Origin of the sequence: Lentzea sp. NPDC006480 (assembly GCF_040611995.1) — a bacterium.
Lineage (GTDB): Bacteria > Actinomycetota > Actinomycetes > Mycobacteriales > Pseudonocardiaceae > Lentzea.
The window spans coordinates 18,327-43,987 of sequence record NZ_JBEXPJ010000041.1 but is presented as its reverse complement, the minus strand read 5'-3'; the positions used below and the strand labels follow the sequence as shown (position 1 = coordinate 43,987).

At 68.2% G+C, this 25,661-nt stretch carries 19 protein-coding genes; 9 read left to right on the top strand and 10 right to left on the bottom strand.

From position 1 onward, the window contains the following. Positions 1-29: 29 nt before the first annotated feature. Together ABZX92_RS18635 and ABZX92_RS18630 are read left to right on the top strand one after the other, a co-directional pair. Positions 30-3,008, top strand: a complete 2,979-nt coding sequence (locus ABZX92_RS18635) for a DEAD/DEAH box helicase (RefSeq protein WP_355560481.1) — start codon at positions 30-32, stop codon at positions 3,006-3,008. Continuing rightward, positions 3,001-3,834 carry an SWIM zinc finger family protein gene (locus ABZX92_RS18630; protein WP_355560478.1) on the top strand — a complete coding sequence of 278 codons (834 nt, stop codon included), beginning with the start codon at positions 3,001-3,003 and terminating at the stop codon, positions 3,832-3,834. Before ABZX92_RS18635 ends, ABZX92_RS18630 begins: the two co-directional genes overlap by 8 nt. Positions 3,835-4,780: 946 nt before the next feature. Here the strand turns inward: ABZX92_RS18630 and ABZX92_RS18625 are convergent. The 4 genes from ABZX92_RS18625 to ABZX92_RS18610 form a co-directional block, all read right to left on the bottom strand. Next, positions 4,781-5,053, bottom strand: coding sequence for a GlsB/YeaQ/YmgE family stress response membrane protein (locus tag ABZX92_RS18625; protein WP_355560475.1), 273 nt, complete (start codon positions 5,051-5,053; stop codon positions 4,781-4,783). Between the two features lie 63 nt (positions 5,054-5,116). Then, positions 5,117-5,599, bottom strand: a complete 483-nt coding sequence (locus ABZX92_RS18620) for a hypothetical protein (protein WP_355560473.1) — start codon at positions 5,597-5,599, stop codon at positions 5,117-5,119. Between the two features lie 50 nt (positions 5,600-5,649). Then, positions 5,650-6,885: a hypothetical protein gene (locus ABZX92_RS18615; RefSeq protein ID WP_355560470.1), complete on the bottom strand. Its 1,236-nt coding sequence runs from the start codon at positions 6,883-6,885 to the stop codon at positions 5,650-5,652. Between the two features lie 40 nt (positions 6,886-6,925). After that, positions 6,926-7,972, bottom strand: a complete 1,047-nt coding sequence (locus tag ABZX92_RS18610) for a DUF2786 domain-containing protein (RefSeq protein ID WP_355560467.1) — start codon at positions 7,970-7,972, stop codon at positions 6,926-6,928. Positions 7,973-8,034: 62 nt separating this feature from the next. On the opposite strand from ABZX92_RS18610, the gene folP reads away from it, so the two are divergent. Genes folP through ABZX92_RS18595 form a run of 3 tightly spaced genes read left to right on the top strand, consistent with a single transcriptional unit; the run spans position 8,035 to position 10,145 of the window. Continuing rightward, positions 8,035-8,859 carry a dihydropteroate synthase gene (folP, locus tag ABZX92_RS18605; RefSeq protein ID WP_355560464.1) on the top strand — a complete coding sequence of 275 codons (825 nt, stop codon included), beginning with the start codon at positions 8,035-8,037 and terminating at the stop codon, positions 8,857-8,859. Between the two features lie 14 nt (positions 8,860-8,873). Next, entirely contained in the window at positions 8,874-9,812 is a 939-nt protein-coding gene (locus ABZX92_RS18600; protein WP_355560462.1) for a hypothetical protein, read from the top strand. A 48-nt stretch (positions 9,813-9,860) separates the two neighbouring features. Then, entirely contained in the window at positions 9,861-10,145 is a 285-nt protein-coding gene (locus ABZX92_RS18595) for a hypothetical protein (protein ID WP_071812532.1), read from the top strand. On the opposite strand, the gene ABZX92_RS18590 is transcribed toward ABZX92_RS18595, so the two are convergent. Continuing rightward, complete coding sequence (locus tag ABZX92_RS18590; protein WP_355560459.1) at positions 10,102-11,154, bottom strand: cytochrome P450; 1,053 nt, start codon at positions 11,152-11,154, stop codon at positions 10,102-10,104. The two genes, ABZX92_RS18595 and ABZX92_RS18590, sit on opposite strands and share 44 nt — an antisense overlap. Before the next feature lie 84 nt (positions 11,155-11,238). On the opposite strand from ABZX92_RS18590, the gene ABZX92_RS18585 reads away from it, so the two are divergent. From ABZX92_RS18585 to ABZX92_RS18575, 3 genes are read left to right on the top strand one after another with little or no spacing between them, the layout of a single operon-like run. Continuing rightward, positions 11,239-13,512 (top strand): helix-turn-helix transcriptional regulator, encoded by a 2,274-nt coding sequence (locus tag ABZX92_RS18585; RefSeq protein WP_355560456.1) that lies wholly within the window; start codon positions 11,239-11,241, stop codon positions 13,510-13,512. Positions 13,513-13,544: 32 nt separating this feature from the next. Then, positions 13,545-14,060 (top strand): exonuclease domain-containing protein, encoded by a 516-nt coding sequence (locus ABZX92_RS18580; RefSeq protein WP_355560453.1) that lies wholly within the window; start codon positions 13,545-13,547, stop codon positions 14,058-14,060. After that, positions 14,057-14,560 carry a hypothetical protein gene (locus ABZX92_RS18575; RefSeq protein ID WP_355560450.1) on the top strand — a complete coding sequence of 168 codons (504 nt, stop codon included), beginning with the start codon at positions 14,057-14,059 and terminating at the stop codon, positions 14,558-14,560. The genes ABZX92_RS18580 and ABZX92_RS18575 overlap by 4 nt, the downstream gene beginning before the upstream one ends. Here the strand turns inward: ABZX92_RS18575 and ABZX92_RS18570 are convergent. The 5 genes from ABZX92_RS18570 to ABZX92_RS18550 form a co-directional block, all read right to left on the bottom strand. After that, positions 14,544-18,326 (bottom strand): SbcC/MukB-like Walker B domain-containing protein, encoded by a 3,783-nt coding sequence (locus tag ABZX92_RS18570; RefSeq protein ID WP_355560447.1) that lies wholly within the window; start codon positions 18,324-18,326, stop codon positions 14,544-14,546. The two genes, ABZX92_RS18575 and ABZX92_RS18570, sit on opposite strands and share 17 nt — an antisense overlap. After that, entirely contained in the window at positions 18,319-19,398 is a 1,080-nt protein-coding gene (locus ABZX92_RS18565) for a TIGR02678 family protein (RefSeq protein WP_355560444.1), read from the bottom strand. Before ABZX92_RS18565 ends, ABZX92_RS18570 begins: the two co-directional genes overlap by 8 nt. Then, entirely contained in the window at positions 19,395-20,786 is a 1,392-nt protein-coding gene (locus ABZX92_RS18560; RefSeq protein ID WP_355560441.1) for a TIGR02677 family protein, read from the bottom strand. The genes ABZX92_RS18565 and ABZX92_RS18560 overlap by 4 nt, the downstream gene beginning before the upstream one ends. Before the next feature lie 81 nt (positions 20,787-20,867). Further along, positions 20,868-22,757 carry a DUF2075 domain-containing protein gene (locus ABZX92_RS18555; RefSeq protein ID WP_355560438.1) on the bottom strand — a complete coding sequence of 630 codons (1,890 nt, stop codon included), beginning with the start codon at positions 22,755-22,757 and terminating at the stop codon, positions 20,868-20,870. 120 nt (positions 22,758-22,877) lie between these two features. Further along, positions 22,878-24,737, bottom strand: coding sequence for a DUF2075 domain-containing protein (locus ABZX92_RS18550; RefSeq protein WP_355560435.1), 1,860 nt, complete (start codon positions 24,735-24,737; stop codon positions 22,878-22,880). A 185-nt stretch (positions 24,738-24,922) separates the two neighbouring features. On the opposite strand from ABZX92_RS18550, the gene ABZX92_RS18545 reads away from it, so the two are divergent. Beyond that, on the top strand, positions 24,923-25,555 hold the full coding sequence (locus tag ABZX92_RS18545; protein WP_355560432.1) for a hypothetical protein: 633 nt from the start codon (positions 24,923-24,925) through the stop codon (positions 25,553-25,555). The last annotated feature ends 106 nt before the right edge of the window (positions 25,556-25,661 follow it).

Here is a 25,661-nt window from a genome sequence, read left to right as displayed (position 1 = left end):
GCGCCAATGTGAACACATAGGGTTCAAAGGTGCTCGTACTGCATGGCCTGTGCACGACCGACGGCGTTCTCGCGCTGTGGGCCGAGGACTCCGCGCTGCCCGCACGCAGCGAGAGCACGCGCCGGGACGCACGGCACCCGTTCGCGGCGCCGGCCGAGTCACTGGCCGCGGCGCTCACGGTCGAGATGCCGAAGACGATCATGCGCGACCTGCTGCTGCCGTCGTTCTCATCAGGGCCGATGGCGTCGCCTGAGCTGGTGCGCGACCCGTTGGCGGCAGGACGTGCTCAGCGCGGCAAGGTGCAGCTGCGGCAGTGGGGCGTGCCCACGATCCGCCTCCACGAACCGAAACCGGAGCTCGGCGCCGAGGTTCGGCTGAGCGACTCCGCGCGGTTCGTGCTCGACGTCGCCGGGTTCGCCGCCGACCTCACCGACCGCGGGCGGGTGCTGCCGTCGGTCGCGCCGGACCAGGCGGTCGCGCGGTGGGTGCCGGTGTTGTCGGGCACGGACTCGGCGCGGTTCGCGGCGCTGCAGGCCGCGATGCCGCCCGCGTGCCGGTGCGAGGAGATCGTCAGCGATCCGGCCGAACTGGTGCGCGCGGCACTCACGACGGCAGTGGACGAGCAGGTCAGAAGCCGGTTGAACGGTGTGGCGCTGGCCCCGAAACAGCGCGGCCGCGTGACCACCGCCGAGGCCTGGCTCGCGGCCCTCACCGCGGAGCCGGCGTTCGAGGCGGATCCCGTCGAGCTGTACGAACTGCGCGAGCAGCTCGACCGGTGGCGGGACAGCGCGGGCAACGAGAGCCCGGTGCGCACGTGCTTCCGGCTGCGCTCGCCCGAGCAGCGCGAAGACGACGAGTGGGCGATCGAGTTCCTGTTGCAGGCGGTCGACGAGCCGAGCGTGCTGGTGCCCGCGGCTCAGGTGTGGTTCGCGGACGACGGGGTGCTGCGCCGCTGGATCCCGGCCCCGCAGGAGCACCTGCTGGCCGACCTCGGGCGCGCGAGCAGACTGCACCCAGACTTCGACGAGGCGTTGCGCGGGTCCCACCCGGCCGAGCTGGAGGTCGGCGCGGAGGGCGCGTACAAGTTCCTGCAAGCGGCACCCGTGCTGGCGCAGGCCGGTTTCGGCGTGCTGCTGCCGTCGTGGTGGCAGCAGACGACGAGGCTCGGCCTGAAGCTCACCACGAAGAGCCGGGGCACGGCGGGAACCGTCGCCAAGGAGAGCGAGATCGGCCTCAAGTCCATTGTGGACTACAAGTGGGAGCTGGCTCTCGGTGAGGACACGCTGACCGACGCCGAGCTGGCCGAGCTGGCCAGGGCCAAGGTGCCGCTGGTGAAGGTGCGCGGCCAGTGGGTGCAGGTCGACCAGAAGCGGCTCGCCGCCGGTCTCGCGTTCCTCAAGCGCGGTGGCGGGCAGATGACCGCGGCCGAGGTAATGCTCCACAGTGGACTGACGGAGGCGGACGAGAGCCTGCCGCTGCCGTTGATGTCCGTCGAAGCCGACGGCTGGCTCGGTGATCTGTTGTCCGGCAAGGCGGATGAGCAGCTCGAACCGGTCGAGCCGCCGCCGGGTTTCGGCGCACAGCTGCGGCCGTACCAGCAGCGCGGCCTGGCGTGGCTCGCGTTCCTCGACAAGATCGGCCTCGGCGCCTGCCTCGCGGACGACATGGGTCTCGGCAAAACCGTGCAGCTGCTGGCACTTGAAGCGTTGAACCGCTCTCACGGCAAGCGGCCGCCGACGTTGCTGATCTGTCCGATGTCGGTGGTCGGCAACTGGCAGCGCGAAGCCGCCCGGTTCACCCCGGAGCTGTCGGTGCACGTGCACCACGGCGCGGACCGGCTGGACGGCGACGCGTTGCGCGAGGCCGTCGAGAGCCACGACCTGGTGCTCACCACGTACGCGCTGGCCGCTCGCGACGCTGACGCTTTGAACGACCTGACGTGGGACCGCGTGGTGCTCGACGAGGCGCAGAACATCAAGAACAGCGCCACCCGGCAGTCGCAGGCCGTGCGGCAGCTCAAGGCACGCCATCGGGTCGCGCTGACCGGCACGCCCGTCGAGAACCGGCTGGCCGAGCTGTGGTCGATCATGGACTTCGCGAACCCCGGAGTGCTCGGCACGATCAACACGTTCCGTGCCCGCTTCGCCGTCCCGGTGGAGCGGCACAACGACCAGGACGCCGCCGCCCGGCTGCGCAAGATCACGAACCCGTTCGTGCTGCGCCGGGTGAAGACCGACCCGCGCATCATCAGCGACCTGCCGGACAAGGTCGAGATGCGCCAGCTGTGCAACCTCACGACCGAGCAGGCGTCGCTCTACCAGGCCGTCGTCAACGACATGCTGGAGAAGATCGAGGAGTCGGAAGGCATCGAGCGCAAGGGTCTCGTGCTCGCGACGATGTCCAAGCTCAAACAGGTCTGCAACCACCCGGCACACTTCCTCAGCGACGGTTCGCGCGTCGCCGGCCGGTCCGGCAAGCTCGCGCGCCTGGAAGAGGTGCTGGAGGAAGTGCTCGCCGAGGGCGACAAGGCGTTGTGCTTCACGCAGTTCACCGAGTTCGGCAGCATGCTCGTGCCGTACCTGGCCGCACGCTTCGACACCGAGGTGATGTTCCTGCACGGCGGCACTGGCAAGGCTTCGCGTGACCGGATGGTCGAGCGCTTCCAGGACTCGGGCGGCCCGTCGCTGTTCCTGTTGTCTTTGAAAGCGGGCGGTACGGGCCTCAACCTCACCGCCGCGAACCACGTGATCCACCTGGACCGCTGGTGGAACCCCGCGGTCGAGGACCAGGCGACCGACCGCGCGTTCCGCATCGGGCAGCGCCGCAACGTGCAGGTGCGCAAGTTCGTCTGCATCGGCACGCTGGAGGAGCGCATCGACACCATGATCGAGGAGAAACGCGCGCTGGCCCAGCTGGTCGTGGGCGCGGGCGAGAACTGGCTCACCGAGCTGTCGACCTCCGCGTTGCGCGAGCTGCTGACGTTGTCGGGGGAGGCCATCGGTGAGTGAGCACTGGTCCGGTGAGCGTGGCTATGGCAAGACCATCAAGGTGGACAACGGCATCAAGGCGCGCAGCAAGCGCGGCGACATCGGTGCCACCTGGTGGTCGCGGCGGTTCATCGAGGTGCTGGAGTCGTTCGGGATGGGCGGCCGCCTGACCCGAGGACGCAACTACGCGCGCCAGGGCCAGGTGCTGTCGCTCTCCTTGTCCACCAGCATGGTCATCGCTCTGGTGCAGGGTTCTCGGCCGACGCCCTACAAGGCGCGGATCGCGATCAAGTCGTTCACCAACCCGGAGTGGCAGCGGATCGAGCACGCGCTGGCCGGGAAAGCCTTGTACGCGGCCAAGTTGCTCGCCGGGGAGATGCCGGCCGACATCGAGACCCTGTTCGCGTCGCTGGGACTGCAGCTGTTCCCGTCTTCGTCGCGTGAGCTGACGATGGACTGCAGCTGCCCGGACTGGGAGGTGCCGTGCAAGCACCTCGCCGCCACCTGTTACCTGCTCGCCGAGTCGTTCGACAACGACCCGTTCGAGATCCTCGCCTGGCGTGGTCGCGGCCGTGAGGACCTGCTGGAGCGCCTCCGCACGTTGCGCGGAACGACCCGTGCGGTGGCCGCGCGCGAGGAGGCGCCGCCGTTGACGCGGTGCCTGGACACCTTCTGGCAGCGGCAAACCGCCACTTCGTTGCACCTCGGCGACCCCACGGCGGTCGTGCGGGCGGACGCGGTGCTCGACCAGCTCGACGCCGTGCCGATCACGGTGCGCGGCTCGAACGTCGTCGACCTGCTTCGCCCGGCCTACCTGGCGTTGAGGCCGGGCGCAGCAGAAGCGTGATCCTCTCCAGCCGAGGCGTGGGAACACCGACTCGCCGGCTGCGTCGTCCAAGCCGTCGTTGTCGACGTCGACCAGTCGCTTGACCGGTCCGAAGCTGAGTACGGCAAGGCCTTCGGGCTTGTCGTGCGTGGTGGCGCCGCCCGCTTGGGGCGCGGGCATGAGGTCCTCGGCGAGCTTCTTGGTGACCGGGTTCTTGGCGCCCGCGGGTGCGGGTGTGATGCCGCTGATGCCGCTGATGCCGCTGATGTCGGCGCGGTAGGCCTTCTTGGTCTTGGTCTTGGTCTTGGTCTTGGTCGCGTCGCTGCGCTGGTTGTCGGGTTCGAGGGGCAGCAGGGTGTGGTTGTTCGCGTGGTGATCTCGGACAGGCCGATCCACGCACTTGCGGTGGGGGCGTGTGTGCCGCAGCGACGGCCGGGCCGCGGACCCGTTGGGCCCGTGTGGTTTGCGCGCGTGGAGTGGTGGCGGGTTGGCGTTGGGCAGACGCGCTGTGCCGTTGGCAGGAGCGGCCGTCGGCGTCGGCGGGTGGGTGTGCGTCGGCGCTGCGCGGCTGGGATGCGGACCCGTTGGGGCCGTGCGGCTCGCGCGCGTGGAGCGGCGGTGGGCTCGCGTTGGCCAGCGGCTCTGTGTGGTTGGCGGGAGTGACTCTCGGCGTTGGCGGGTGGATGCTTGCTGGCGCTGCGCGGTTGAGCCGCGGACCCGTTGGGGCGCGGTGGTTCGCGCACGGCTCGGTGGCGGGTTGGCGTTGGGCAGACGCGCTGTGCCGTTGGCAGGAGCGGCCGTCGGCGGGTGGGTGCGTGCGGGCGTTGCGCGGTTGGGGTGCGGACCCGTTGGGCGCCCGTGCGGTCCGCGCGCGTGGAGCGGCGGCGGGCAGGGCGGCTCGGGTCCGGGCCGGGTAGGAGGGGTGAGGGGTGGGCGGCGGTGGGCCGCCCTGTGCCCGGTGGTGGGGTTAGTGGTGGAGTTTGGGCTTGGAGCGGTTGGCCAGGATGGTCACGCCCGCGCCTGCCAGGCCTACCTGGAGGGCCAGTTCGATCCAGTCGATGCCCGGGGTGTCGGCGACGCCCAGGACGGTGGCCGCCGCGGTGCCGAGGAGGGCCGCGACGATGCCCACCAGGATGGTGGCGAGGAGTGAGACGTGCTGCCTGCCTGGGACCACCAGGCGGCCGAGACCGCCGATGATCGCCCCGAAGAGCAGCGCGGTGAACAAGCCGCCGATTTCCACTGTGTACCCCCTGAGACGCTGGTGCTTACTGCTTCAGCGTGCGCCGGGCGGGCGGCAGGCGAATCAGGTCTTTCCCTGAGTGGCCCCTGACATCGCCCCTAGCAGGGTGGCGGCGGCCGGGGAGAGTTCACGGCCGGGAATGTCCGGATCGCAGCCCACTCGGGGCAGGCGGGCGCGGATGGCGGTGGGAGAGCGGTGCATCTCGTCGGCGATGGACCTGATCAGCGTCGAGGCCGGGGTGTCGGTCGGGGTGAGCCAGGTGGAGCGCAGGGTGGTGTCGAGGGCTTCGGTCCAGGGCTGGTTGGCATTGGTGTAGCGGGACGTGCGGCCCCGCAGGCGCGTGTGGGCGCTGAGGACGCGGGACAGGAGCTTGCCGACCGTGGCGCCGCCTTCGACAGGCAGTCGAAGGCGGCCGTCCGCGATCACCTCGCCCGAGTCGTGCGATCCCAGCAGGTCCAGCACCAGGGACTCCGCGGAGTCCGTCGACACGCTCAGCCGGTAGTTGACCTCGCCGAGCTTGATCTCGTTCTGGAAGGTGGATGTCATGGGGTCGACGTTAGGGAGGGGGTCTGACGGTTTTTGGCGGTGGAGCCCTGTCAGATGCGGTTGTGCAGGAGGAGTTCACTCGAAGGGGTGGGGGTCAGGTTCGTGGCCTTCGACGAGAACACCACGGAGCGACCGTCGGCGCTGATGGAGGGCGCCAGCGAGAAGTCGTTGCCCTGCTTGCCGAATCGCTCGCTCAAGCGGACAACAGACCCCGTGCGCATGTCCTTCAGGAACACGTCGTCCACGTTGTTGGTGTCGCGGCGCACCAGGTTCGACGCCAGCGACGAGAAGACGACATAGCGGCCGTCCGCGCTCACCGACGGCTGGTACGGCTGCGCATCCGACACCACACCGTCAGCGCGGGTGTTCACGCGCGTGATCGCACCGGAACGCCTGTCCTTCATGAAGATGTCCGGCGTGTCCTCGGTGTCACCGGGCACGAGAGTGTCGCCCCACGCCACGAACAACACACGTGAGCCATCGGGCGTGATAGCGGGCATCAGCGTGTAGGACGACGTCTGTTCACCCGAAGCAGACACGTTGACCCGTTCCACCGCCCCGGAAACGACGTCCTTCACGAACATGTCCACGCTGCCGTTCGTGTCACCAGGCACCAGGTTCGTTGCGGCAGAAGGAAAAACCACGAACCGGCCGTCAGCGCTCATGGCGAGCCCGTGATGCACCAGCTTGTCGCCCTGCACACCGTCAGCAGAAGTGCTGATCCGTCGAACCGAACCAGAGACCCGATCAGCGAGGAACACGTCCGCCACACCGTTGGTGTCCCCCTCCATCAACGTCGACGCCTCTGACCGGAAGGCCACATAACGTCCGTCCGCACTGATGGCCGGACTGCCGAACGCCGGACCGTTGCCACCACTCACGCGCGACACGCGACCACTGACCATGTCCGTCACGAACACGTCGTCCACACCGTTGGTGTCACCGGGGACCAAATTCGTAGCCGACGACACGAACGCGACGAACCGTCCGTCAGCGCTCACGGCCGGTGGGTCGAACGACGGCCCGTCGCCACCAGCAGACGCCGACCGCACCACCCCGGTGCGCAGATCCTTCACGAACATGTCGGAGACGCCGTTGCGGTCGCCGTGAACGAGGTTCGACGCGAGCGAGGGGAACGCGACATGGCGCCCATCAGCGCTGATGACTGGAGTCGTGGAGTCGCCGTTGCCGCGCGTCAGCGGTCTGAGCAGCGAGAACGATGCGGAAGCAGTGGAGGAGAAGGCCACCGCGAGCACCGCGGCAACAGCAAGGGACTTCCCGAACAAGGACGTGCACCACCCTAGGTCGCGGGGCGGCGCCAAGAGCTTAACCCGAAGTCACGGTCTTTCGACCGGGACCGATGTCGGCAACGTCCGCCGCCGCACGCCCAGCACCCCACCCCGCCGCCGACCGCACCGTCACGCGCGACGTACGCGTCCGGGTGAACATCTCGTCGAACAGCGTGTCCACGGCCTGCTTGCGATCGGCCAGCACCGGCAGCAACCGCTCGTCGACGACGTCAGCGGGCTCGGGCACGGCAGCCAGCCGCTCGCCGATCCGGGACGCGAACGCCACCAGGAACGACTTCCGGAACGGCCGCGACCGCGCCTCGCTGCCCTTCGACGCACGACCGCCCACGGCCACCATCGCCCGCGTCGCCTGCACCAGCAGCGACGTCGACAGCAGCTCCACGCTCTCCAGGTCCACCTCGTCGCCGACCAGCGCGACGAACCCGAAGCCGTCGTAGGCCACCGCACGCGACCGGAACGCCTCCGACACCACGTGCACGAGCTGCGACTTCTCCTTGAAGTAGCTCTTGTCCAGCCACATCCGCCGCGAGGTCGCGAGCGCCGGCAGGTCCGCGTCGAGCATCGCCCGTTCGAGTGCGTACCGGTTCATCAGCTCCTGCGCCTTGCCCGACAACGCCTCGGCTTCCTCGGGGAACGACGTCGACTCGGCTTTCGCGAGCAGCGCGCGCACCCGATTGAGCACCTTCGGGTCCAGACCCGCGCGCACGGCCGACATCAACGCGTCACCCGGCAACGGCAGGATGCGTGGCAACGTGGGCAACCGCCGGAGGAAGTCCAACAGCCGTGCAGCCGTACGAGACGCGTAGGACGCCGTCTCGATGTGGCGCGAGGCCCACGCCTCCAACAACGGGCCTTCCCACCACACAGAGGCGCCGATCTCGTCGAGCTGCCGTTGCCATCGGGGATGCACGGTCGACGAGACATGCGGCGAACAGGACAAAGCGATCACGTCCACCACCAGCGAGGCAGCGGACTCGTCGAGCGAGCGCGACACGATCTCGCGAACGTCGTAGGGCAGCCAGCCCCGCTCCCACGCCGCGTCGACGGCCTGAACCAGTTCCACGCAGGGCAGTATGAGACGTCCGCCATGTGCACGAGTCGGGGACCACCTGGTAGACACGGGATGTGATCGAGCTCCAGTTCCGCGGCCGGACCGTCGTCCGCGACCACGCGCTGGTGATGGCGATCATCAACCGCACCCCGGACTCGTTCTACGACAAGGGCGCCACCTACGCCGAGGACGTCGCGATGGAGGCCGTCCACCGGGTCGTGGACGAAGGCGCGGACATCGTCGACATCGGCGGCGTGAAGGCCGGCCCCGGCGACCTGGTCGACCCTGAAGAAGAAGTCCGCCGCGTCGTCCCGTTCATCGCCCGCGTGCGCGAGGCCTATCCCGATCTGATCATCAGCAGCGACACCTGGCGCGCGGACGTCGGCAGGCTCGCCTGCGAGGCCGGCGCGGACCTGCTCAACGACACGTGGGCGGGCGCGGATCCGCGGCTGGCCGAGGTCGCCGCGGAGTACGGCGCCGGCTACGTCTGTTCGCACACGGGCGGCGTGAAGCCCCGTACGCGTCCGCATAGGGTTACGTATCCGGATTTGGTCGCGGACGTCATCGCGGAGACGACCGCGCACGCGGAGAAGGTCGTCGCGCTCGGTGTTCCGCGCAAGAGCGTGCTGATCGACCCCACACACGACTTCGGCAAGAACACGTGGCACAGCCTGGCGCTGGTGCGGCACACGGACGAGCTGGTGGCGACCGGGTGGCCGGTGCTGATGGCTCTGTCCAACAAGGACTTCGTCGGGGAGACCCTCGGCGTGGAACTGCACGAGCGCGTCGAGGGCACCCTCGTCGCGACTGCGATCGCGGCGGTGGCGGGCGCCGCGGTCTTCCGCGCGCACGAAGTGGCGCGCACCAGACGAGTACTCGAGTCCGTCGCTCGACTGTGAGCTGGAGGTATCAGGTGGACGACGTCTTCGCCCGGTTTTCGGAGGGCCGGTGGGACGACTTCCTCGACGAACTCGACAAGATCCGCGTGGGCGTGGCGGATCCCGCGGAACGGCAGCAGCTGAAGGCGACCGCACGGCGTGACGCACGTGAGGCGGGCAGTCAGCCGTTGCTCGTGCGGATGGCCCTCGCGGACCACTACCTCAACCTGCTCGCCATCGGCGTGTGGGCGGGCGACGAGAGCTGGCGCGCGGATCTGCGCGATCTGGTGATCTCTCTCGTGCCCGGCGACGACGAGTCACATGACGACGCGCTGGTGAGTTCTGTCATCGCCGTGGTCCTCGCGCAGCTGCTGCAGGACGCACGGCTGCGCGGCGGATCCGAGGCCGATGTCATCGCACGGTCGGCATGGGAGAAGGCCCAGGAGTGGGCGGCCTACGCGGAGGACCGGCACGTGGAACGCCTCCTGCACGCCTCCACCGAGGCCGGAGCGCGCGTCGTGACGGAGTCCGAGGTCCAGGAGGTCGTCGAGCTCGCCACGGCCGCCGCGGACGACCAGCACGCCGAGACGATCGCCGCGCTGGAGACCGAGGGCTTCACCGCGGAGATCATGAACGGTGTCTGGGTGGTGGAAGGGGACTTCCGGAACGCGGTGCGGGCGGCCGCGCGCGCGATCACGCTCACGGGCTACGGGTGCGTCCTCGCGCGCAACATCCGTCAATCCGCGGTGATGTTGTGGCACGAGAACACGCTCGCGATGGCGGACTCGAAGGTGCCCCGCTGGCGCGTCTACCCGATCCTCGCGCCGGTTACCCCGCAATCCAAGTTTTCAGGTGGGGAAGGCCTGCCGTTCACCCGCGACACCCACCCGTTGGCACCCGCTCCAGAAGTCGTGCGCCGGTTGGCCGACGCCGTTGGTGTCAACCTGTCTCATCTGCTGGCTGCATTGCGGTGAAAGGGTGATCTTTGACTTTCCGCAACCTTCACTCGTTATCTTGGTGGCATGCCCAGATTTGCCGAGTTCGATGTGGAAGGCCTGCGGAAATCCAGCGCCGTCGCGGACTTTCCCTGGTCAGAGACGTGGGTCACGTTGATCCGCGTCGATGCCAAGGGAGTTGTCCGGCAAGCCAAGTCGTTGACCGAGAAAGCTTCTTTGTTGACTGTCGCGTCAGACAAGGACCTCGTCATCGCCTCCTGCCCGGAGATTTACGCGGTCGACGACCTGTCGGCGGCCCGAGCAGCCGTCAGGGCTTCGGTCGCACGCGAAATGACGCCAAGCCTCGGATGAATGACTCCCGCCACTCGGGCTCAGCGGCGAGCACGAGTTCCGGGAAACGCCGAAGAAGCGTTCCGAACGCGATCTCGGCCTCGATGCGAGCCAGCCGCGCCCCGACGCAGTAGTGGATGCCGTGTCCGAACGCGACGTGTGGGTCTCGACCCAGCTGCAACACGTCGGGATCGGAATACCGGGACGGATCCCGGTTCGCTGCCCCAAGTGAGACGGTGACCTGCGAAGACCGTGGAATCTCCACCCCTCCGATGATCACGTCGGAGGTCGCGACCCGACCCACCCCCAGGGCCAGTGGACCGTCGAGGCGCAGGAACTCCTCGACGGCGTCCGGCAGCAGGATCGGGTCGTCGACCAACTTCTGCCTCACGGCGGGATCGCGCAGGATCGCGAGCAATCCGTTGCCGATGAGCTGCACTGTCGTCTCGTGGCCGGCTGTGATGAGCAACACGAGGTTCTGCACGAGGTTCGGTTCGTCGCGGAGCTCGGTGATGACGTCGTCACCGGGCTCCTTGGTCTCCAGCAGCTGCTGCACGTACCCGGCGAACCTGCCGTAGGCGTCCACCATCGTCGCCGGGGCGAGCAGCTCCGAGGTGAGCGTGCGGACCATTTCCCTGTCCCTTTCGGGCACTCCCAGCAGTTCACAGATGACGGTGATGGGCAGCGGATACGCGAAGGTCTGGATCACGTCGACCTCGTCCGCGGTCTCCCACGCGTCCAACAGGTCGTTGGTGATCTGCTCGATGCGCGGTCGTAGCGCTTCCATTCGCCGTGTGGAGAACGCGCGCGCGACGGGCTTGCGCAGCTGCGTGTGCTCGGGTGGGTCGGTGTGGTTCAGCATGCCGCCGGGGATCACGGCGCTGCTGAGTCCTGGGTGGTCGAGCGCCTGCACCACTTCGTCGTAACGGGCGATCATCCACGTCTCCTGGCCGTCCGGGCCCTCGATCAGTGACGGTCCCCGCTCGCGCCAGTTGTCGAAGTACGGGGTCGGGTCTGCGAAGAAGCTCATAGCGTCAGCGTGGCGTTCGCGCTGTTCGGGGGCATGAGTAGGCGATCACCCATCTTGTCCGCGCCGATCACCTAGCCTGGCCGGATGGGGTGGCCGTTCGTGGGGAGGAACGCCGAGCTCGCCGCGGTCCGGCGGGCGGTGCGCGGCGCCGGGCTGATCGTGGCCGGGCCGGCCGGCGTGGGCAAGACGCGGCTGCTGGACGAGGTGGCGTGCGACGTACGGCTGCGTGCCACGTCCGCGATGTCGGGCATTCCTCTTGGCGTGATGGCGCCCTTCTTGCCGTCGGTTGAGCCCTCGCCGTTGGCCATGTTGCACGTCGCACGGACCGCGCTCGCTGGTCGCGTTGTTGTGGTCGACGACGTGCATCTACTCGATGACGCGTCCGCGGGTCTGTTGCACATGCTCGTGCAGCACCGTGAGGCGGTGGTGGTGGCCACGCTGCGTTCGGGTGAGCGCGCGCCGGATCCGGTGGTGGCGCTCTGGAAGGACGAACTGCTGCCGCGCATCGAGCTCGAACCGCTCGGCTCCGCTGAGGTGACCGAGGTGCTGGAGACGGTGCTGGGCGGCGCGGTGGACAGCGGTGCCGCCAGTCGGTTGTGGACAGCTTCCGCCGGGAACATGTTGCTGCTGCGGGAAATGCACCTCGCTGCGCGGTGGGTGTCGCAGGGCGGCGTCTGGTCGCTGGACGGGCCGGTGCCGTTGTCACCGCGGCTGATCGAGCTGATCGAGGCGCATCTCGCCGCCGTGCATGTCGAGGAACGCAGTGTGCTGGAGCTGCTGGCGTTCGGTGAGCCGCTCGACTTGGCCGCGCCCGAGGCGTTGGACGGGCTTGTGACGGTTTCGGACGACGGGTTGCGTCTGGCGCATCCGTTGTACGGCGAGGTGTTGCGCGCGCAGTGCCCGCCTCTGCGCAAACGGAACCATCAGCGCCATCTGGCTTCGGTGCTGGACGATCCGCTGCGTGTAGCCGTGTTGCGTCTTGAGACCGGCACCGCAGACGACCCGTCTCTCTTGCTCACGGCTGCACGGCTGGCCACCGCGACCGGTGCGGTACCTCTGGCCGAACGACTCGCACGCGCTGCTTGGTCGGTCGGTGGTGGTGCGGACGCCGCACGGCTGTTGGCGGAGGTGCTGGTGTTCAGCGACCGTCCGGCGGAGGCCGAGGAGGTCTTCGCGACGGTGGTCGCCGCCGACGACACACCGGTCGGGCGTGCCATTCGCGCCATGAACCTGGCCTGGGGCCTCGGGCGGGTCGAGGAGGCGGCGGAGATGCTCGACATGAACGCCGCCCGCGTGAATCTGCTGTTCGACGCGGGAAAGTACGCCGAGGCGCGCGCGGCGCTCACCTACGAGGCGCCGGAAGAGGCCGCCATCCTCGCGATGATCGACGTGGTGGAAGGCCGGTACACCGGCCCCTTCCCCGAGGTGCCGATGCGGGAGGACTTCCCGTTGGCCTGGGAGACCACGAAGTTCGCCGAGGTGTTCGTCCGCTCGATGCACGGCGATCTGGCCGGTGCGGAACGCATTGCCGTGCAAGCGCACGCGGAGAAGTCCGAGTGGGATTCCATGCGGTCGATCTGGGCGGCTTCGCTGGCCGGGCTGGCACGGGCGCGTGGCCGCTTGGAGGACGCGCGCGGGTGGCTGCGAGAAGCACGCTCCATCAAGCCGTTCGCGCAGTTGTGCGAGTCCGCGCTCGTAGAAGCGATGCTGGGCAACGACGCCCGCGACCTGCTCGCCGCAGCCGAAGCGCAGGCGCCGCAAGGGATGCGGCCGTACCGCTTCGGGTTGTGGCTCGCCCGGATCTGGGCGGGCGGTGTGTCGCCGTTCGACGCGGTGGCGGACGTTCACGCACACGGCGAGCTCGCCGCCGAGGCCTTGTTGCTCCACGAAGCGGTGCGGCTCGGCCACGCCGACCGCGCTGCCGGACGGCTGCGCGAGCTCGCCTCGAACACCACCGGGCTCTTGGTGCCGGTGTTCGCGGCGCACGCGGAGGCGTTGGTGAGCAAGGATTCTGACGCTCTGGCCGAGGTCGCCACCAGGTTCGAGAAGGCGGGGTTCATGTTGCTGGCGGCGGAAGCTGCCGCCGAATCCGGTAATCGGGCGTTGTTCGGTCGTCTGGTCGGCATGTGCCAGGGCGCGCGCACTCCGGCGTTGGCCTTGATCACGACGACGCAGCTCACCCGTCGCGAACGGGAGATCGCCGTGCTGGCCTCCCGCGGGCTGACGAACAAGGAGATCGCGGCGTCGCTGGTGATCTCCGTGCGCACCGTCGACAACCACCTGTCCAACGCCTACGCCAAGCTCGGCGTCGCGAACCGCGGCGAGCTCGCGTTAGCCCTATCGGATGACAGCGGTTAACAGAAGACACGGGTCCGAACGACACCCCCGGCATGAGCAACGGGTACGCGGTCGTCGACGTCGAAACCACCGGGCTCGGCGATCACCACCGGGTGGTCGAGGTCGCGATCGTCCACGTCGACGCGTCCGGGAGACGGACCGACGAGTGGTGCACGCTGGTCAACCCGCGCCGCGACCTCGGTGCCCGGCTCGGCATCACCGCCGCGGACATCCAGCGGGCGCCCGACTTCGCCGGTGTCGCGGGCGAGCTCGCCGCCCGGCTGTCCGGCCGGGTGCTGGTCGCGCACAACCTGCCGTTCCACCTGGTCTTCCTGCGCGCCGAGTTCGCCCTGCTGGGACACGAGTTCCCGGCTTCGGGCGTGTGCACGATGGAACTCGGCGGTGGCATCACGCGCGCGTACTCCGCGTTGCGCAACGCGCGGGCGTCCGCGCGCCTGTTGGTGTCGTGCCTGGACCGCGTCGGTGACGTCTCGCCTGTGCGGCTCGAAGTACCGCGTCTGTTGCGCACCTACGCAATGCAACGCAGTTCCACGGGAGGACGGGCGTGAGCGACGTGAAGCGGGTGGCCGGGTTGATCCAGGAACGCAACCGCATCGACGCCGCGCTGTCGGCGTGCATCCGGCGGCCTGTGCAGGTGGGGCATCTGGGCGACTGGATCGCGGCGCAGGTCTTCGGCATCGAACTGGAGCAGCACGCGGCCAAGGGGGTCGACGGGCGGTTCGCGGACGGGCGGACCGTCAACATCCGGTGGTACCTGAAGCGCGACAACCTGTTGGACCTGCGCGAGGACGGGCCGGACAGCCATCTGGTGCTGACCGGGCCGAAGGTGGCCGCGGACGTGCAGCCGATGGTCGTGGACGCCGTGTACCTGTTCGACACTGCGAGTGTGGTGGCTGAGCTACGGGCGCGTGGGCTCAAGATCGGTGTGGCGTCGAGTGTGTGCGCGCATCTGTGGGAGGCCGCGGAGATCTATCCGCGGCACAACCCGGCGTTTCCGCTCGACGACGAGCAGCGGGAGTTGTTGGCGTTGTTCAGTCATCGGCCTTGAGGCTGTGGCCGTCCCAGGTGAAGCGGACGGTCGTCACGGCGTCGTCGCCGTCGGTTCCGGTGGTGAGCTGGTGGATGGCGATGCCGGTCAGCTCGCGGTAGTCGCACCACTCGTGGTCCGAGGTGAGCACGAGGTCGAGGTCGAACGCGACGAGCAGCTCCAGGAGCTGGCCGCGGTTCGTCGCGTCGACGCCGACGAAGACCTCATCCAGCAGGATCAGGCGGGGTGCGTGCGGCGTGGCGTGGTAGTGCGCTGCTGCTGCGGCGAACAACGGCAGGTGCAGCACGATTGCCTTCTCGCCGCCGGACAACGCGCCGTGCACGCGTTTGGTGACGGGGACCCAGCCGTCGCCCCGGTCGACCTTCACGACGAACTGGTGCCACGTCGTGTAGTCGAGCACCTGGGCGAGTTGTTGTTCCCAGCCCGTTGCGGTGTCGTGTGCGCGTGCTTCTTCTACGCGCTCGCGGAAGAACTGGTGCAGCACGGTGCGTTCCGCGTCGTCCAGGTCGGAGCGCAGCAGGAGGTCACGGGCTTCGCGGGTGCCTGGCGGGAGCTGGGGGTCGACCTGCCAGTCGAGTTGCACGCGGATGTTGGACGCGGTTTGGACGCGCTCCAAGCGTTGGTTCATCGTGTCGACGAGCTCGGAGGCACCCTGGATGCGCTGAGCGATGTGCCTTCGGGTGTCGCCGGTGAGGGTTTGGTCGAAGAGGTCGCGCTCGGCGTCGGTGATGTGTGTGCGCATGCGGTCGCGTTCGGCCTGTAGTGCTTCCAACAGCGCGTGGGCGCCCATTCGCGCGCCGTCCAGCGTTGCGCTGAGGATCGTGACGTTGTCGTCGGGGTCGAGCGACAGGTCGATGCGGCCCGCCAGTTGTTGCTGGGCCTCGTGCACGGCCAGACCGAGGCGGGACTCGGCGTCGCGGATGAGCCTGGTGTCGACCGGGCCGTCGGGTACGTCGCCGGCGTCGGCGGGCAGGTGGCTGTTGCTCAGGTGGCGATGGCGTTCTTCGGCTGCCTCTTTGACGGCTGCGGCTTCCGCGGCACGCGCGGTGTCGACCTTGCGCTTCTCCTCCAACGTGCCGAGGGTGCGCGCCAGTGAGGTTTGCTTGTCCTGCAACGTCTCGCGCTGCTCGGCCAGTTCAAGGGCCTTGGTGCGCAACGTGATGAGCTGCTGGTCGAGGGCGTGGAACTCGGAACCGGCGGACCGTTCGACGGTCTCCAGGGTGATGGCGACGTCGGCCGCTTCCTGCTGGCGTGCGGAGGCGGCTTCCTCGGCTTCGTCGGCCAGCGCACTGCTCACCGAGGACCGGGTCATCGCCTCGGCGGCCTGCGCTTCCGCGGCGAACGCGTCGTGCCGGTCGTCCAGCCAGCGGTGGCCAGCGGTGCCGAACGCGGCGACGGCGTCCAGGTTCACCGGGACGTCACTGCTGGCCATGCGCAGGGTCTCGGCGACCATCGCGTCCACTTCGGACACTCGGCGGGCTGCGGCGGCGACGGCGTCTTTTCGGGCCGCGCAACGCAACTGAGCCTTGGTGCGCTGTTCCTCGGCGATCTCCACCGGTTCGGTCGAGGGCTGCCTGGCCAGTTCGCCGGCCAGTGTCGCGCGGCGGATGGCGATCTGCGCCAGCGCGGCGTCCACCCCGGACAGATCGGTGGCGAGCTGCTCGATCAGGCCGGTGAGCTCGGCGATTCGGCCTGCCCGCGCGCGTTTGCGTGAGTCGTCGCCGATGTACGTGGGGGAGGGCTTGGTCCATCGGCCGTGCGCGTTCGCGAGGCGCCATGTGCCGTCGGCGCCAACGGCTGCCGTGTGGCCCGTTGCGGTCTCACCGAACGCGATGCCTTCCAAGAACCGGTAGGCGCGGTCGTCGTCGGTGACGAGCACTTCGAGCAACGTGCGGCCGGGTGCGGGACTGGCCAGCAGCGGTTCGGCGAAGCGGTCCTGGTCGGAGAGGCCGAACGAGTTGCCCGGGGTGAGCCACGCGTCGAGCAGTCCGGACGCTTCGAGGGCGGCCTCAACGGCGGCGCACACGTCGGGTGGTGTGCCAGGGCGGAAGTTCACCAGGCGCCACAAAGGGGCGCCCACGGCAGATGAGCGGTAATCGGCGTCACGGGTGTACGGCGCCGGTGGTGGCACATCGACTTGGTTGGCGAGCTTCTCGCGGATGGAGTTGTACTGCGCGAGTTGGCCGTTGAGCGCCGTGCGTGTCTCGTGCAGCCTGGCCTCGATCGCCGCGAACTCCTCGCGGGCGAGCGCGGCGGCTTCGACGACCTCGCCGTGTTCGGAAACGCGCAGCTCAGAGCAGCCGTGTGCCCACGTCTCGAAGTCGGCGCCGAACTTCGCAAACGCTTGCTCGAACGCCTGCTGCGCGGCCGTTTCCGCGTCCGTGGCGAGGTCGAGTTCTTCGCGGGTCTCGTCGAGTCGAAGACGTGCCGCGTCCCGTGCGTCGACTGCCCTCTCGTGGAGCGCCACGGCTCGCAGGACAGTGTTGATCTCGGCCGTGCGCGAGTCCACGGCGGCGCTGAGCAGCTGACGGCCTGTTCGCGCGTCCGTTCCGGCTTCGATCTCCTCGAACACCGACGGCATGCCCGCGCGTTCGGCGGCTTCACGGGCTTCGTGCGCCGAGTGCCGCAGTTCATCAGCGCGTGCGGCGGCATCGGCCTTGGTTTGCGCGGCCTGCTCGTCGTCCGCAACGGCGCGTGCGCGCAGTTTGGCGGCGTGCTCGGCGGCTTCGGCGGCGCGGTGAATGGCGGCGGAATGCTGCTGCCGCAACAGGTCGAGCTGCTTGCCCTCCTGGTAGGCGGGCAGGTCGGAGATCCCGGAGATCTCGGCGTCGACCGCGCTCGCCTCCCGTCCCAGCGCCGCGAGCTGCTCGAAAGCCTCGTCGGTCAGCGTGATCTGGCGTTGGTACCGACGTTCGCTCATGCGGGCTGCGCGCGTGAGCTCTTCCAGCTGTTCGGACGACGACGACAACGCCCATGCCGATGCACCGAGCACACGTTGCGCATAGGTGCGTTGGACGTCCGCGAGCCGTTCGGCGGTGGCGATCTCCTCATCGAGCCGGCGCAGCTCCTCGCGTTGCCGGTCGAGCCGTTCGAAACCCTCGGCGATCTCGGTGAGGTCCGACTGGTCCAGCGGCGGAAGTGCCTTGGACAGCAACGACGACAGCACGCTCGGGTCGAGCCGCTCGGACAGCTTCGGCGTGCGCAGCTGCAACAGCGCGGTGATCAGCGAGTCATACCGTTGCTCGCTCACGCCGGGGAACAACGTCGTCCGCACCGTGTGGCGGTAGTCGGCCGGTGAGGCGTGCACGACACCGTGCTCACCGATCGCCGCGACGAGGTCGGTCTTGGTCAACGGGCGGCCGGCCTCGTTGACGAGCTGCAGATCCCCGATTCGCTGGCTGGTGGTGAAGTACGCGGCGCTGACGTTGGACGTGTTCGTCGTGGCCTGAAGCCTTGCGCCACAGGTGAACCACTCGTCGTCGTGCTCGAACTCCAGCCACACGTACCCGACGCGGGTGCTGCCCTGGTTGCCCTCGCCCATGAGGTTCCAGTGCATGGTGCGATCCGCGCTGCCGAACGTCGACAGGCGGTGCGGGCGCAGGTTCGCGTCGAAGAGGTACGGCAGCAGCAGCTCCAGGGCCTTCGACTTGCCGGTGCCGTTCGGGCCTCTGAGCAGCAGTCTGCCCTGGTGGAAGGTGAAGATCTCGTCGTAGTAGCGCCAGACGTTGATGATCCCGGCGCGGCTGGGTTGCCACCGGTCAGTCATGCAGCTCCTCGTACCTGGCCGCGGCGGGCAGCCTGCGAACGGTGCCGTTCTCCCTGCGCGCGAGCCCGAACGCCTCGAGCAGCGCGAGCCCGTCCGCCGCGAGCCTGCCCGCACCGCCGTCCGACTGGTAGGCCTTGGCCCAGTTGCGGAACTTGGTGAGCAGCTCGCGTGCTTCTTCGACCAGGTCCTCTGTTCGTGCGGGACCTTGTGCCAACCGGTCGAGCAACAACAACGCGGCGACCTTCGCGTGGCTGTCGTCGTCCGGGAACCTGGTGTCCGTGGCGATCGCGTCGGCATCGACCACGAGATAGCCCTCGGCGCGTTCCTCCAGCGTGCAGCCGGCGAGTCCGATACCGGTCTGGACGATCTTGCGGCCGGTGGGGGAGCTGAGGAACGCGCGCTGACCCTCGGTCAGATCTTCCTTGTACACCACGGGATCGTCGATGAGCCTGCGCATGGTGGAGTGCCGCTGCCACAGGCTGCGGTGCGCCTGGTCGTACCGAGTCTCCTTGGTGAGATCCTCGATGGTGTCCACTGTGGAGGGTGGCTTCGGCGCGGCGAGCAGGCGGGTGACGACGACCGGGTCGCTGCGGATCTCGGTCTCGTTGTGCTCGGTCGCGCCTTGCTGTTGGAGGTAGTTCAGCACGTCGGCGAACGCGGACCGGTCGGCGCGGCGGGTGGGGTCGAACGGCGGCAGGTTCTCTGCGCTCGCCGCTTGTTGAACGCTTTTGGCCAGTGCGTCCACGGTTGTCGTTGTGGCGGTGAGCAGCTCCGCGCACGTGAGGCACAGCAGGATGTAACGCCGGCGGTCGAAGCCCGGTGCGGGCCTGGTGCGATCGGGGTTTCGCGTCGTCTTGAACAGGCGTGCGTACCCGGCGCGCGGTTCGACGGTGACGCGCCAGCCGCAGTAGTAGTCGAACCACTTCACGATCGGTTCGCGCCTGCGCCGGACGAGGTCGAACCCGTCGGGATCGTTGGCGGCGCTGAGCAGCGGACGGGCGAGCAACAGTCGGACGCCACGCGCCACCTCCTCGCTCTCCAGCCGGGCGAGCTGGTTCCCCGTCCTGCTCATCGGCTCTGCACGTCGATCACGTAGTCGGGCCCGCTCAGCGTGCCCTTCTGGGTGGTGATCGTGGCCCAGCCGCGGGCGTTGCGCAGGTTGATCTGCATCCGCCCGTCACTCGTCCCGGCCGCGCGCGTGCCGGTGCTGTCCGGATCGCTGCCGAGCGCCCGCCCGACCAGGTCGATGAGCCGGTGGAAGGTGTCGTGGTCGAGGTTGGTCAGCGTCGAGATCCGGATCGGCCCGTCGGTCTGGATCTGCCGCCACGCGTGCTCCAGCTCGGCGCGTTCCTTCTCGGCCTGCTCACGGCGGTTGCGGCGGATGTGTTCGACATCGCGGATCTTGCCGGTACTGCCGATGTGCTCCTGCTTGCCCGTTGTGCGCAGTTGTGGCGAGAGGTTCACGGGCGGCGTGTTGTGCCACGGCTCGCCGCTCGGGATCAGCTCCCCGTCGGCGTGCGCGAGGTGCGCGTGCCTCGCCGGCCACAGCCCGAAGGCGGCGTTGAACAGCTCGTGCGCCTCGTCCTCCGTGGTCCTGGCGAACCAGTGCGCCAGCGCCTTGAAGTCGGCTGCGGTGTTCGTCGGGCGCTTTTTTTGTTCACTGATCCGGTCGAGGACCCGCAGCAGCTGCACGATCGCCTTGCGCGCCACGTCCTGCAGCTCGTCGGCCTTGGACGGCGTGTCGTGGAACCAGGCCTTGAGGTTCAGCCAGTGTTCTCTTCTTTGCTGCAACCAGTCCTCGTCCTGGTAGAGCCCAGCGCCTTCCTTCGCCCGCTCGCGGACGGCCTGCTCGTCGATCTTGCTCGTGGCCTCGCGAATCCGGTGCTTGCGCGCGTCGAGGTCCGCGATGAAGTCCTTGAGATACGTGATCGTCGTGCGCTTGACGTCCTGGAACGTGGCGAGGTCGTGCTCCTCCTTGAGCAGCCGCTGCAGGTCCGCGTTGAACCGCGCGGTGTTCGTCTGCAGCGTGCCCACGTGCCCTTCGAGCTCCATCAACGCCGCGAACGCCCTCTTCGTCGGCGTCCGGAGCTCTTCGAGGCGGTCCGCGATGGCGTCGAGCACCCCGGTTTGCAACGCCCCACGGCTGGTCAGGGTGTGAAGTGCGTGCTGAACGCCCGCGAACGCCGCCTCGCCGTGCTTCGTGAGCCCGTACCGGTGCTGCCCACTCTCGATCAGCCCCCACTGCCTCAGCGCACTCAGTGAGTCGGTCAGCTGCTCGTCCGTCACCTGCTCGGCCCAACCGACGTCCCGGAGCTTTTGCTGCACGTCGTCGAGGGCCAGTGACGTCTCCATGCGCTCGTTCGCCATGCCGAAAGCACGCAAAACCGCAGTGTGCAGCTCCGCGCCCGCGGCCGTGGTGAAGCGGAACAGGTCCGCCGGCACCCTGTGAGACTTCGTCACGTGGCCCACCCTAGAGGGTCGGAGTAGCTCTTTCGGGTGACACGGCGAGCGGCCGATCTTCGTAACGAGTTCCGGTACGGATCAGCCAGACATCGTGCGCAGGTGCTCCTGGGTCTCCGGATCCTCGGAGTAGACGCAGACTCCGCGCATGCCTCGCGTCAGCAGCACCTTGTAGGTGTTGCGGACCAGCCGGGCGAAGTGAAGGTCGTCGGCCTTCTTCACCGCGGGGTCGTGCGAGTGCTGCCGTTGCGGTTCCCAGTGGTCGTCGCGCCAGACGAAGTCGTTCCCGAAGATCACACCGGCCCAGTCGTACTCGAACCCCTGGGCGGTGTAGATGCAGCCGACCTGGCCGAACCCGCGCTCATCGCTGGCCCAGAAGTGTGAGGCGGGCACGTCGGGGACCCGCTGCTCCGGCTTCGCGTTCCACGGCCGGTGCCAGTCGCCGATCCGCACGTCCGGCACCAGCACCTTCACGCCGTCCTCGGTGACCGGATCGCTCCAGCGCCAGCAGTACCCGGCCGCGATGCGCGCCGTGCCGCCGTCCTTGGCCTGCCGGTCGAGCAGCCATGACTCCATCTCGCGCGGCGACTCCGCACAGCGCACCACGAACTCGTCGTCAGTACCCGCCACCATCGTCGACCAGCGCGTGGGTGTTCCCTTGACGCCCAGCAACCTGGCGACCCACGCGTCGAAGAGCTCCGAACCGCCGCACCGGAACTGGCCGTCGAGCTTCACCACCTCGACCTCGCAGCCCGCTGACGTCGCCGCCGCCTCGATCTCCAGCAGCGAACCCATCTCGCCGGGGCGCACCGTCTGGTTCTCGTCCAGCAGGAACACCGGCACCCTGGCCGCGTCGATCAGCTCCTCGATCTGCCTGCGCGCCTTCTCCCTGGCTTCCCGCTTCGTGTAGCGATTGAGGCTGGTCTCCCGGATGCGGTGGGCCTCGTCGCAGATCAGCACGTCGAGGTCGAGCGGATCCACGTCGATGAAGTTGTTGAAGTACTTGAACATCGTCTGCACCCGCCGGTTGCGGCTGCCGGCGTGCTTGCGCATGGTGCTGGTGAACGACGACGAGCCGGTCGCGTGCAGCACCTCCCTGCCCTGCCGCGCGAGTTCGCCGAGCAGGCTCAACGCGATCACGCTCTTGCCGGAGCCAGGGCCGCCCAGCACGATCACCACGGTCTGCTTGCGTGACGAGCGCGCCTTCTCGACCGCTCTGCGAACCAGGCTGTACGCCACCTGCTGCTCGTCCAGCAGCACGAACTGTTCGCGTTCCTGGATCTCCTTGGCCGCCACGGTGAGCAGCGGCTTGGACGGCGCGTGACGCATGCCGAGGAACTCGTCGGCGGCCTCGCGGGCACCGTCACGCGTTCCTGCGTCGGTGTCGAGCAATGCGCGCAGACGGTTGATCAGCTCACCTTTGTTGTCCAGCGTGTAGAGCTCACCGAACTCGTCGACGCCGTAACGCGTGATGTTCCAGGGCCCCACCTTCCTGGCGTTGTGCAGATAAGCCACTCCATGCACGGCGTCCGGCTGTTCGGCGAGGGCGGGCGTCGAGTCCACGAGGTACTCGCAGTACCGCCGGACCTGTTCGAGCGGATGCAGCACGGGCTGGGGGTAGAACTCGACCTTGACCAGGTCGTCGCCGTACGGCTCGGCCTTCGACCACTGCTTCAGCTCGACGACCACGTACGACGGCCGTCCGTGCCTGGGGTTCCGCCCGCAGAGCACGACGTCGAGGCGCTTCGGACTGTGCGGCAACTTGTGTTCCAGCAGCACCTCGACGTGGCCGAGACCGGCGTCGACGAGATCGCCGAGGAACACCGGCAGACTGCTCTGCCAGGACCGCACCTCGCCGTCGCTCACCCCCGACTCGAACTGGAACCGGGCCTTTTCCTCAAGGGCTTTGTGCAGCCGATCGGCCAAGGCCTCGGCCAGCAACGACTCGGCGCTCTGACGGACGAGAGCCACAGATTGTTCCCCCACCTAGGCATGCTTGATCCACATGCGGGTGGGGGCAGCGACGAGGTGCGGTGCGCACTCGGTGCCCGTCGGGCCGCGAACTCCGAGGCTAGCTGATCTCCAGGCTGCTCAGCCGACCATCACCCGCAGGTGTTCCTGCGTCTTCTCGTCCACCGAGAACATCGTCACTCCCCGCATGCCTCGGGTGAGGAGCACTCGGTAGGCGTTGCGCACGAGCGGGTGGAACAGGCTTCCGGCATCCTTGACACCCGGATCGAAGGAGTGCTCCGGCTGGGCGACCCACCTGTCGTTGCGCCACACCAGGTCCGGACCGAAGATCACGCCCGCCCAGTCGTACTCGAAGCCCTGTGCCGTGTAGATGCAGCCGATCTGGGAGACGCCCCTGGGATCGGTGGCCCAGTAGTCGTGGTGCGGGCCGTACTGGTTGGCTTCCTGGTAGTTCCAGTACCTGCCCCACTTGCCGATGATGATGTCCGCATCCCTGCCGCGTCGGCCTTTCGGCCACGGCCAGCAGAAGCCGGCGGTCAGCCGTCCGGTGTCATCAGGGCGTTTGCTTGCCTTGATCCAGTTCTGCATCTCGACCGGACCGTCGGCCACGTGCACCTGGAACTGGTCGGCCGAGGCCAGGCTGGACCACTTCACGGGCGGCTCGTCCGCGATCCCGAGCAGGCAGTCGACCCATCGGTCGTAGGCGTCGGAACCACCGCAGCGGAATTGCCCGCGCAGATGGATCACTTCTGGCCGGCAGCCGAGCTCACGGGCGATCCTGCTGATCTCCTCGACGGAGCCGACCTCGTACTTCCTGACTCGCTGGTTCTCGTCGAGGAGGAACACCGGCACACGCGCCGCGGAGATCAGTTCCTTGATCTGCGACTCACCGGCTTGCCGCGCCTGCCGGTACGAGCCGGACGGTGTGCTCGCTTCTCTGAGCCGCTGGGCCTCGTCGCTGATGACGAGGTCCAGTCCGTGCAGCCGGTCGGATCCGAAGTCGTTGTTGTACTTGAACATGTCCCCGACGCGACCGTCGCCCGGATCCACGTACCGCCGCATGGTCTTGGTGAACGACTTGGAACCGGTCGAGTGGTAGCCGTCCATACCGAGCGCGTCGAGACGGCCGAGCAGGGACAGCGCGATGGCGCTCTTTCCCGAGCCAGGTCCTCCGACCACGATGAACACCTTTTTCCGGCTGCCTTCGAATGCTTTCACCAGTGCGTTCTCGACCATTTCGTAGGCCGATCGTTGCTGATCCACCAACGGCAGCAGCTCACGCTTTGAGATGGAGTCGCGAGCGATCTCGAGCAGCCGGGAGGATGGCCGCGCCGGGTAGCCGAGGAGCCTCTTGGCCGCGGCCAGGTTCTCCTCGCGGGTCCGGCCGGCGTCGAGCAGCTCGTTCAGCCGTCCGACGAGCTTGTCCCGATCGTCCAGCGTGTACATCCGGCCCCAGTGGTCTCCCGGAACCTGGCCGAGCAGTTCCCGGACTTTCCCGCGACGGGCGTTGTGCAGGTAGGCCAGACCGCTGACCAGTTCCTTCTCTTCGGCGAGTGCCGGAACCGCGCGGTGCATGTAGTGGCAGTAGCCACGCACCTGTGCCGTCGGGTGTTGCCGCAGCTGGTCGTGTTCTCTCAGTCGGACCAGCCCATTCTCGACCGCGTGCACAGTGCTCCACTGTTTGAGCTCCACGAACACGAACGAGGGACGTCCGGAGTGGGGATTGTGCCCGCAGATGACGGAGTCGACCCGGAGCGACGAGCGGGGCAGCGCGTGTTCGAGCAGCACCTCACAGTCGTCCAGCCCGGCTTCGTGCAGGACGGTCAGCAGCGCCTTGAGGCTGTGCGCCCACGAGTCGCGCTCGCTGTCCCCTGCATTGCGGAAGTGGGTGCTGCGGTAAGCCTCGGCGAGACGCAGATGCAGCTTCTCCTCGAGTGATTCCTCCAGCAGGCTTGCGACATCGCCTTGCACGAGTGGCACTTGACCCCCGGTTGTTCGCCCAGTGTGACCCCCATCACCCGATCAGGTTATACCCAAACGAGTGGCTGGTTGTCTGTATTGCACGAACGGCTCGGCGTTGGCCTTCGATCACGATGGGGTGATCCACGTGGTGGCTTGGATCAAGGAACGGGCCGGGTTGCGCCGATCGGACTAACCTGCCGCGCGTGCGGACGAGGCTGACCCCCATGCAGCAGGCGGTGGTGGATGCCGGGCGTCCGTTGCCGCAGCTGACCGATCCGCTCGAGGTGGAGTTGCAGGTCAGTGCGTTCGTGGGGCCCTTTGCGGACAACGAGGAGCTGTGGGAGGTCGTGGTCCGGCACCTGCAGGAGGTGCCGAGCCGGCGGTCCGCCGCGCTGCTCAACGCCCTCGCCCACCTGTTGCCCGGCAGGCCTGGGCAGTGGGCCAAGGAGGCGGCCGTGGAGCAGCCGGCGCCGTCGTGGGACCTCAGGACGCTCAGGTTCGGCGAGTGCTGGATCGGGGACCGGTCGATCGACGCCGGATATCTGGCACTGCTGTGCAGTTATGCGTACGGGGATGAGCCGCACGCCATGGTTTTCATGATCGATGAAATCAGCGGCAGCCTCACGCGGCATGCGTTCATCACTCGTCACGTCAGCGAGGCGCTTGATCGGCTCAAGCAGCAGGTGCGGTTGGAGTTGATCAGTGCCGAGGCGGCTCACTGGCTGCTCAGCCGCAGCTACGACCGGTTCGAGCGGCGGCCCGGGCTCGGGGTGAGCGTCGATGTGCATCAGACGCGGCTGGTGGCGCGCAGGCGAATCGCGCTCGCGATGAATTAGGCGTGCCTGTGCGAATCGCAACGTGTTGATTCGTCCGACAGTGCACATTGTCTGTAGCTCGATGGTGGGACGGCGATTACTGTCCGAGTTGTCGATCACAGGGCGG

What these genes read in the sequence shown, in the direction of transcription:
- ABZX92_RS18570 (WP_355560447.1), bottom strand. Translation starts at nt 18,326, where the DNA reads ATGACTGACCGGTGGCAACCCAGCCGCGCCGGGATCATCAACGTCTGG.
- ABZX92_RS18595 (WP_071812532.1), top strand. Translation starts at nt 9,861, where the DNA reads ATGCCCAGATTTGCCGAGTTCGATGTGGAAGGCCTGCGGAAATCCAGC.
- ABZX92_RS18580 (WP_355560453.1), top strand. Translation starts at nt 13,545, where the DNA reads ATGAGCAACGGGTACGCGGTCGTCGACGTCGAAACCACCGGGCTCGGC.
- ABZX92_RS18585 (WP_355560456.1), top strand. Translation starts at nt 11,239, where the DNA reads ATGGGGTGGCCGTTCGTGGGGAGGAACGCCGAGCTCGCCGCGGTCCGG.
- ABZX92_RS18590 (WP_355560459.1), bottom strand. Translation starts at nt 11,154, where the DNA reads ATGAGCTTCTTCGCAGACCCGACCCCGTACTTCGACAACTGGCGCGAG.
- ABZX92_RS18620 (WP_355560473.1), bottom strand. Translation starts at nt 5,599, where the DNA reads ATGACATCCACCTTCCAGAACGAGATCAAGCTCGGCGAGGTCAACTAC.
- ABZX92_RS18565 (WP_355560444.1), bottom strand. Translation starts at nt 19,398, where the DNA reads ATGAGCAGGACGGGGAACCAGCTCGCCCGGCTGGAGAGCGAGGAGGTG.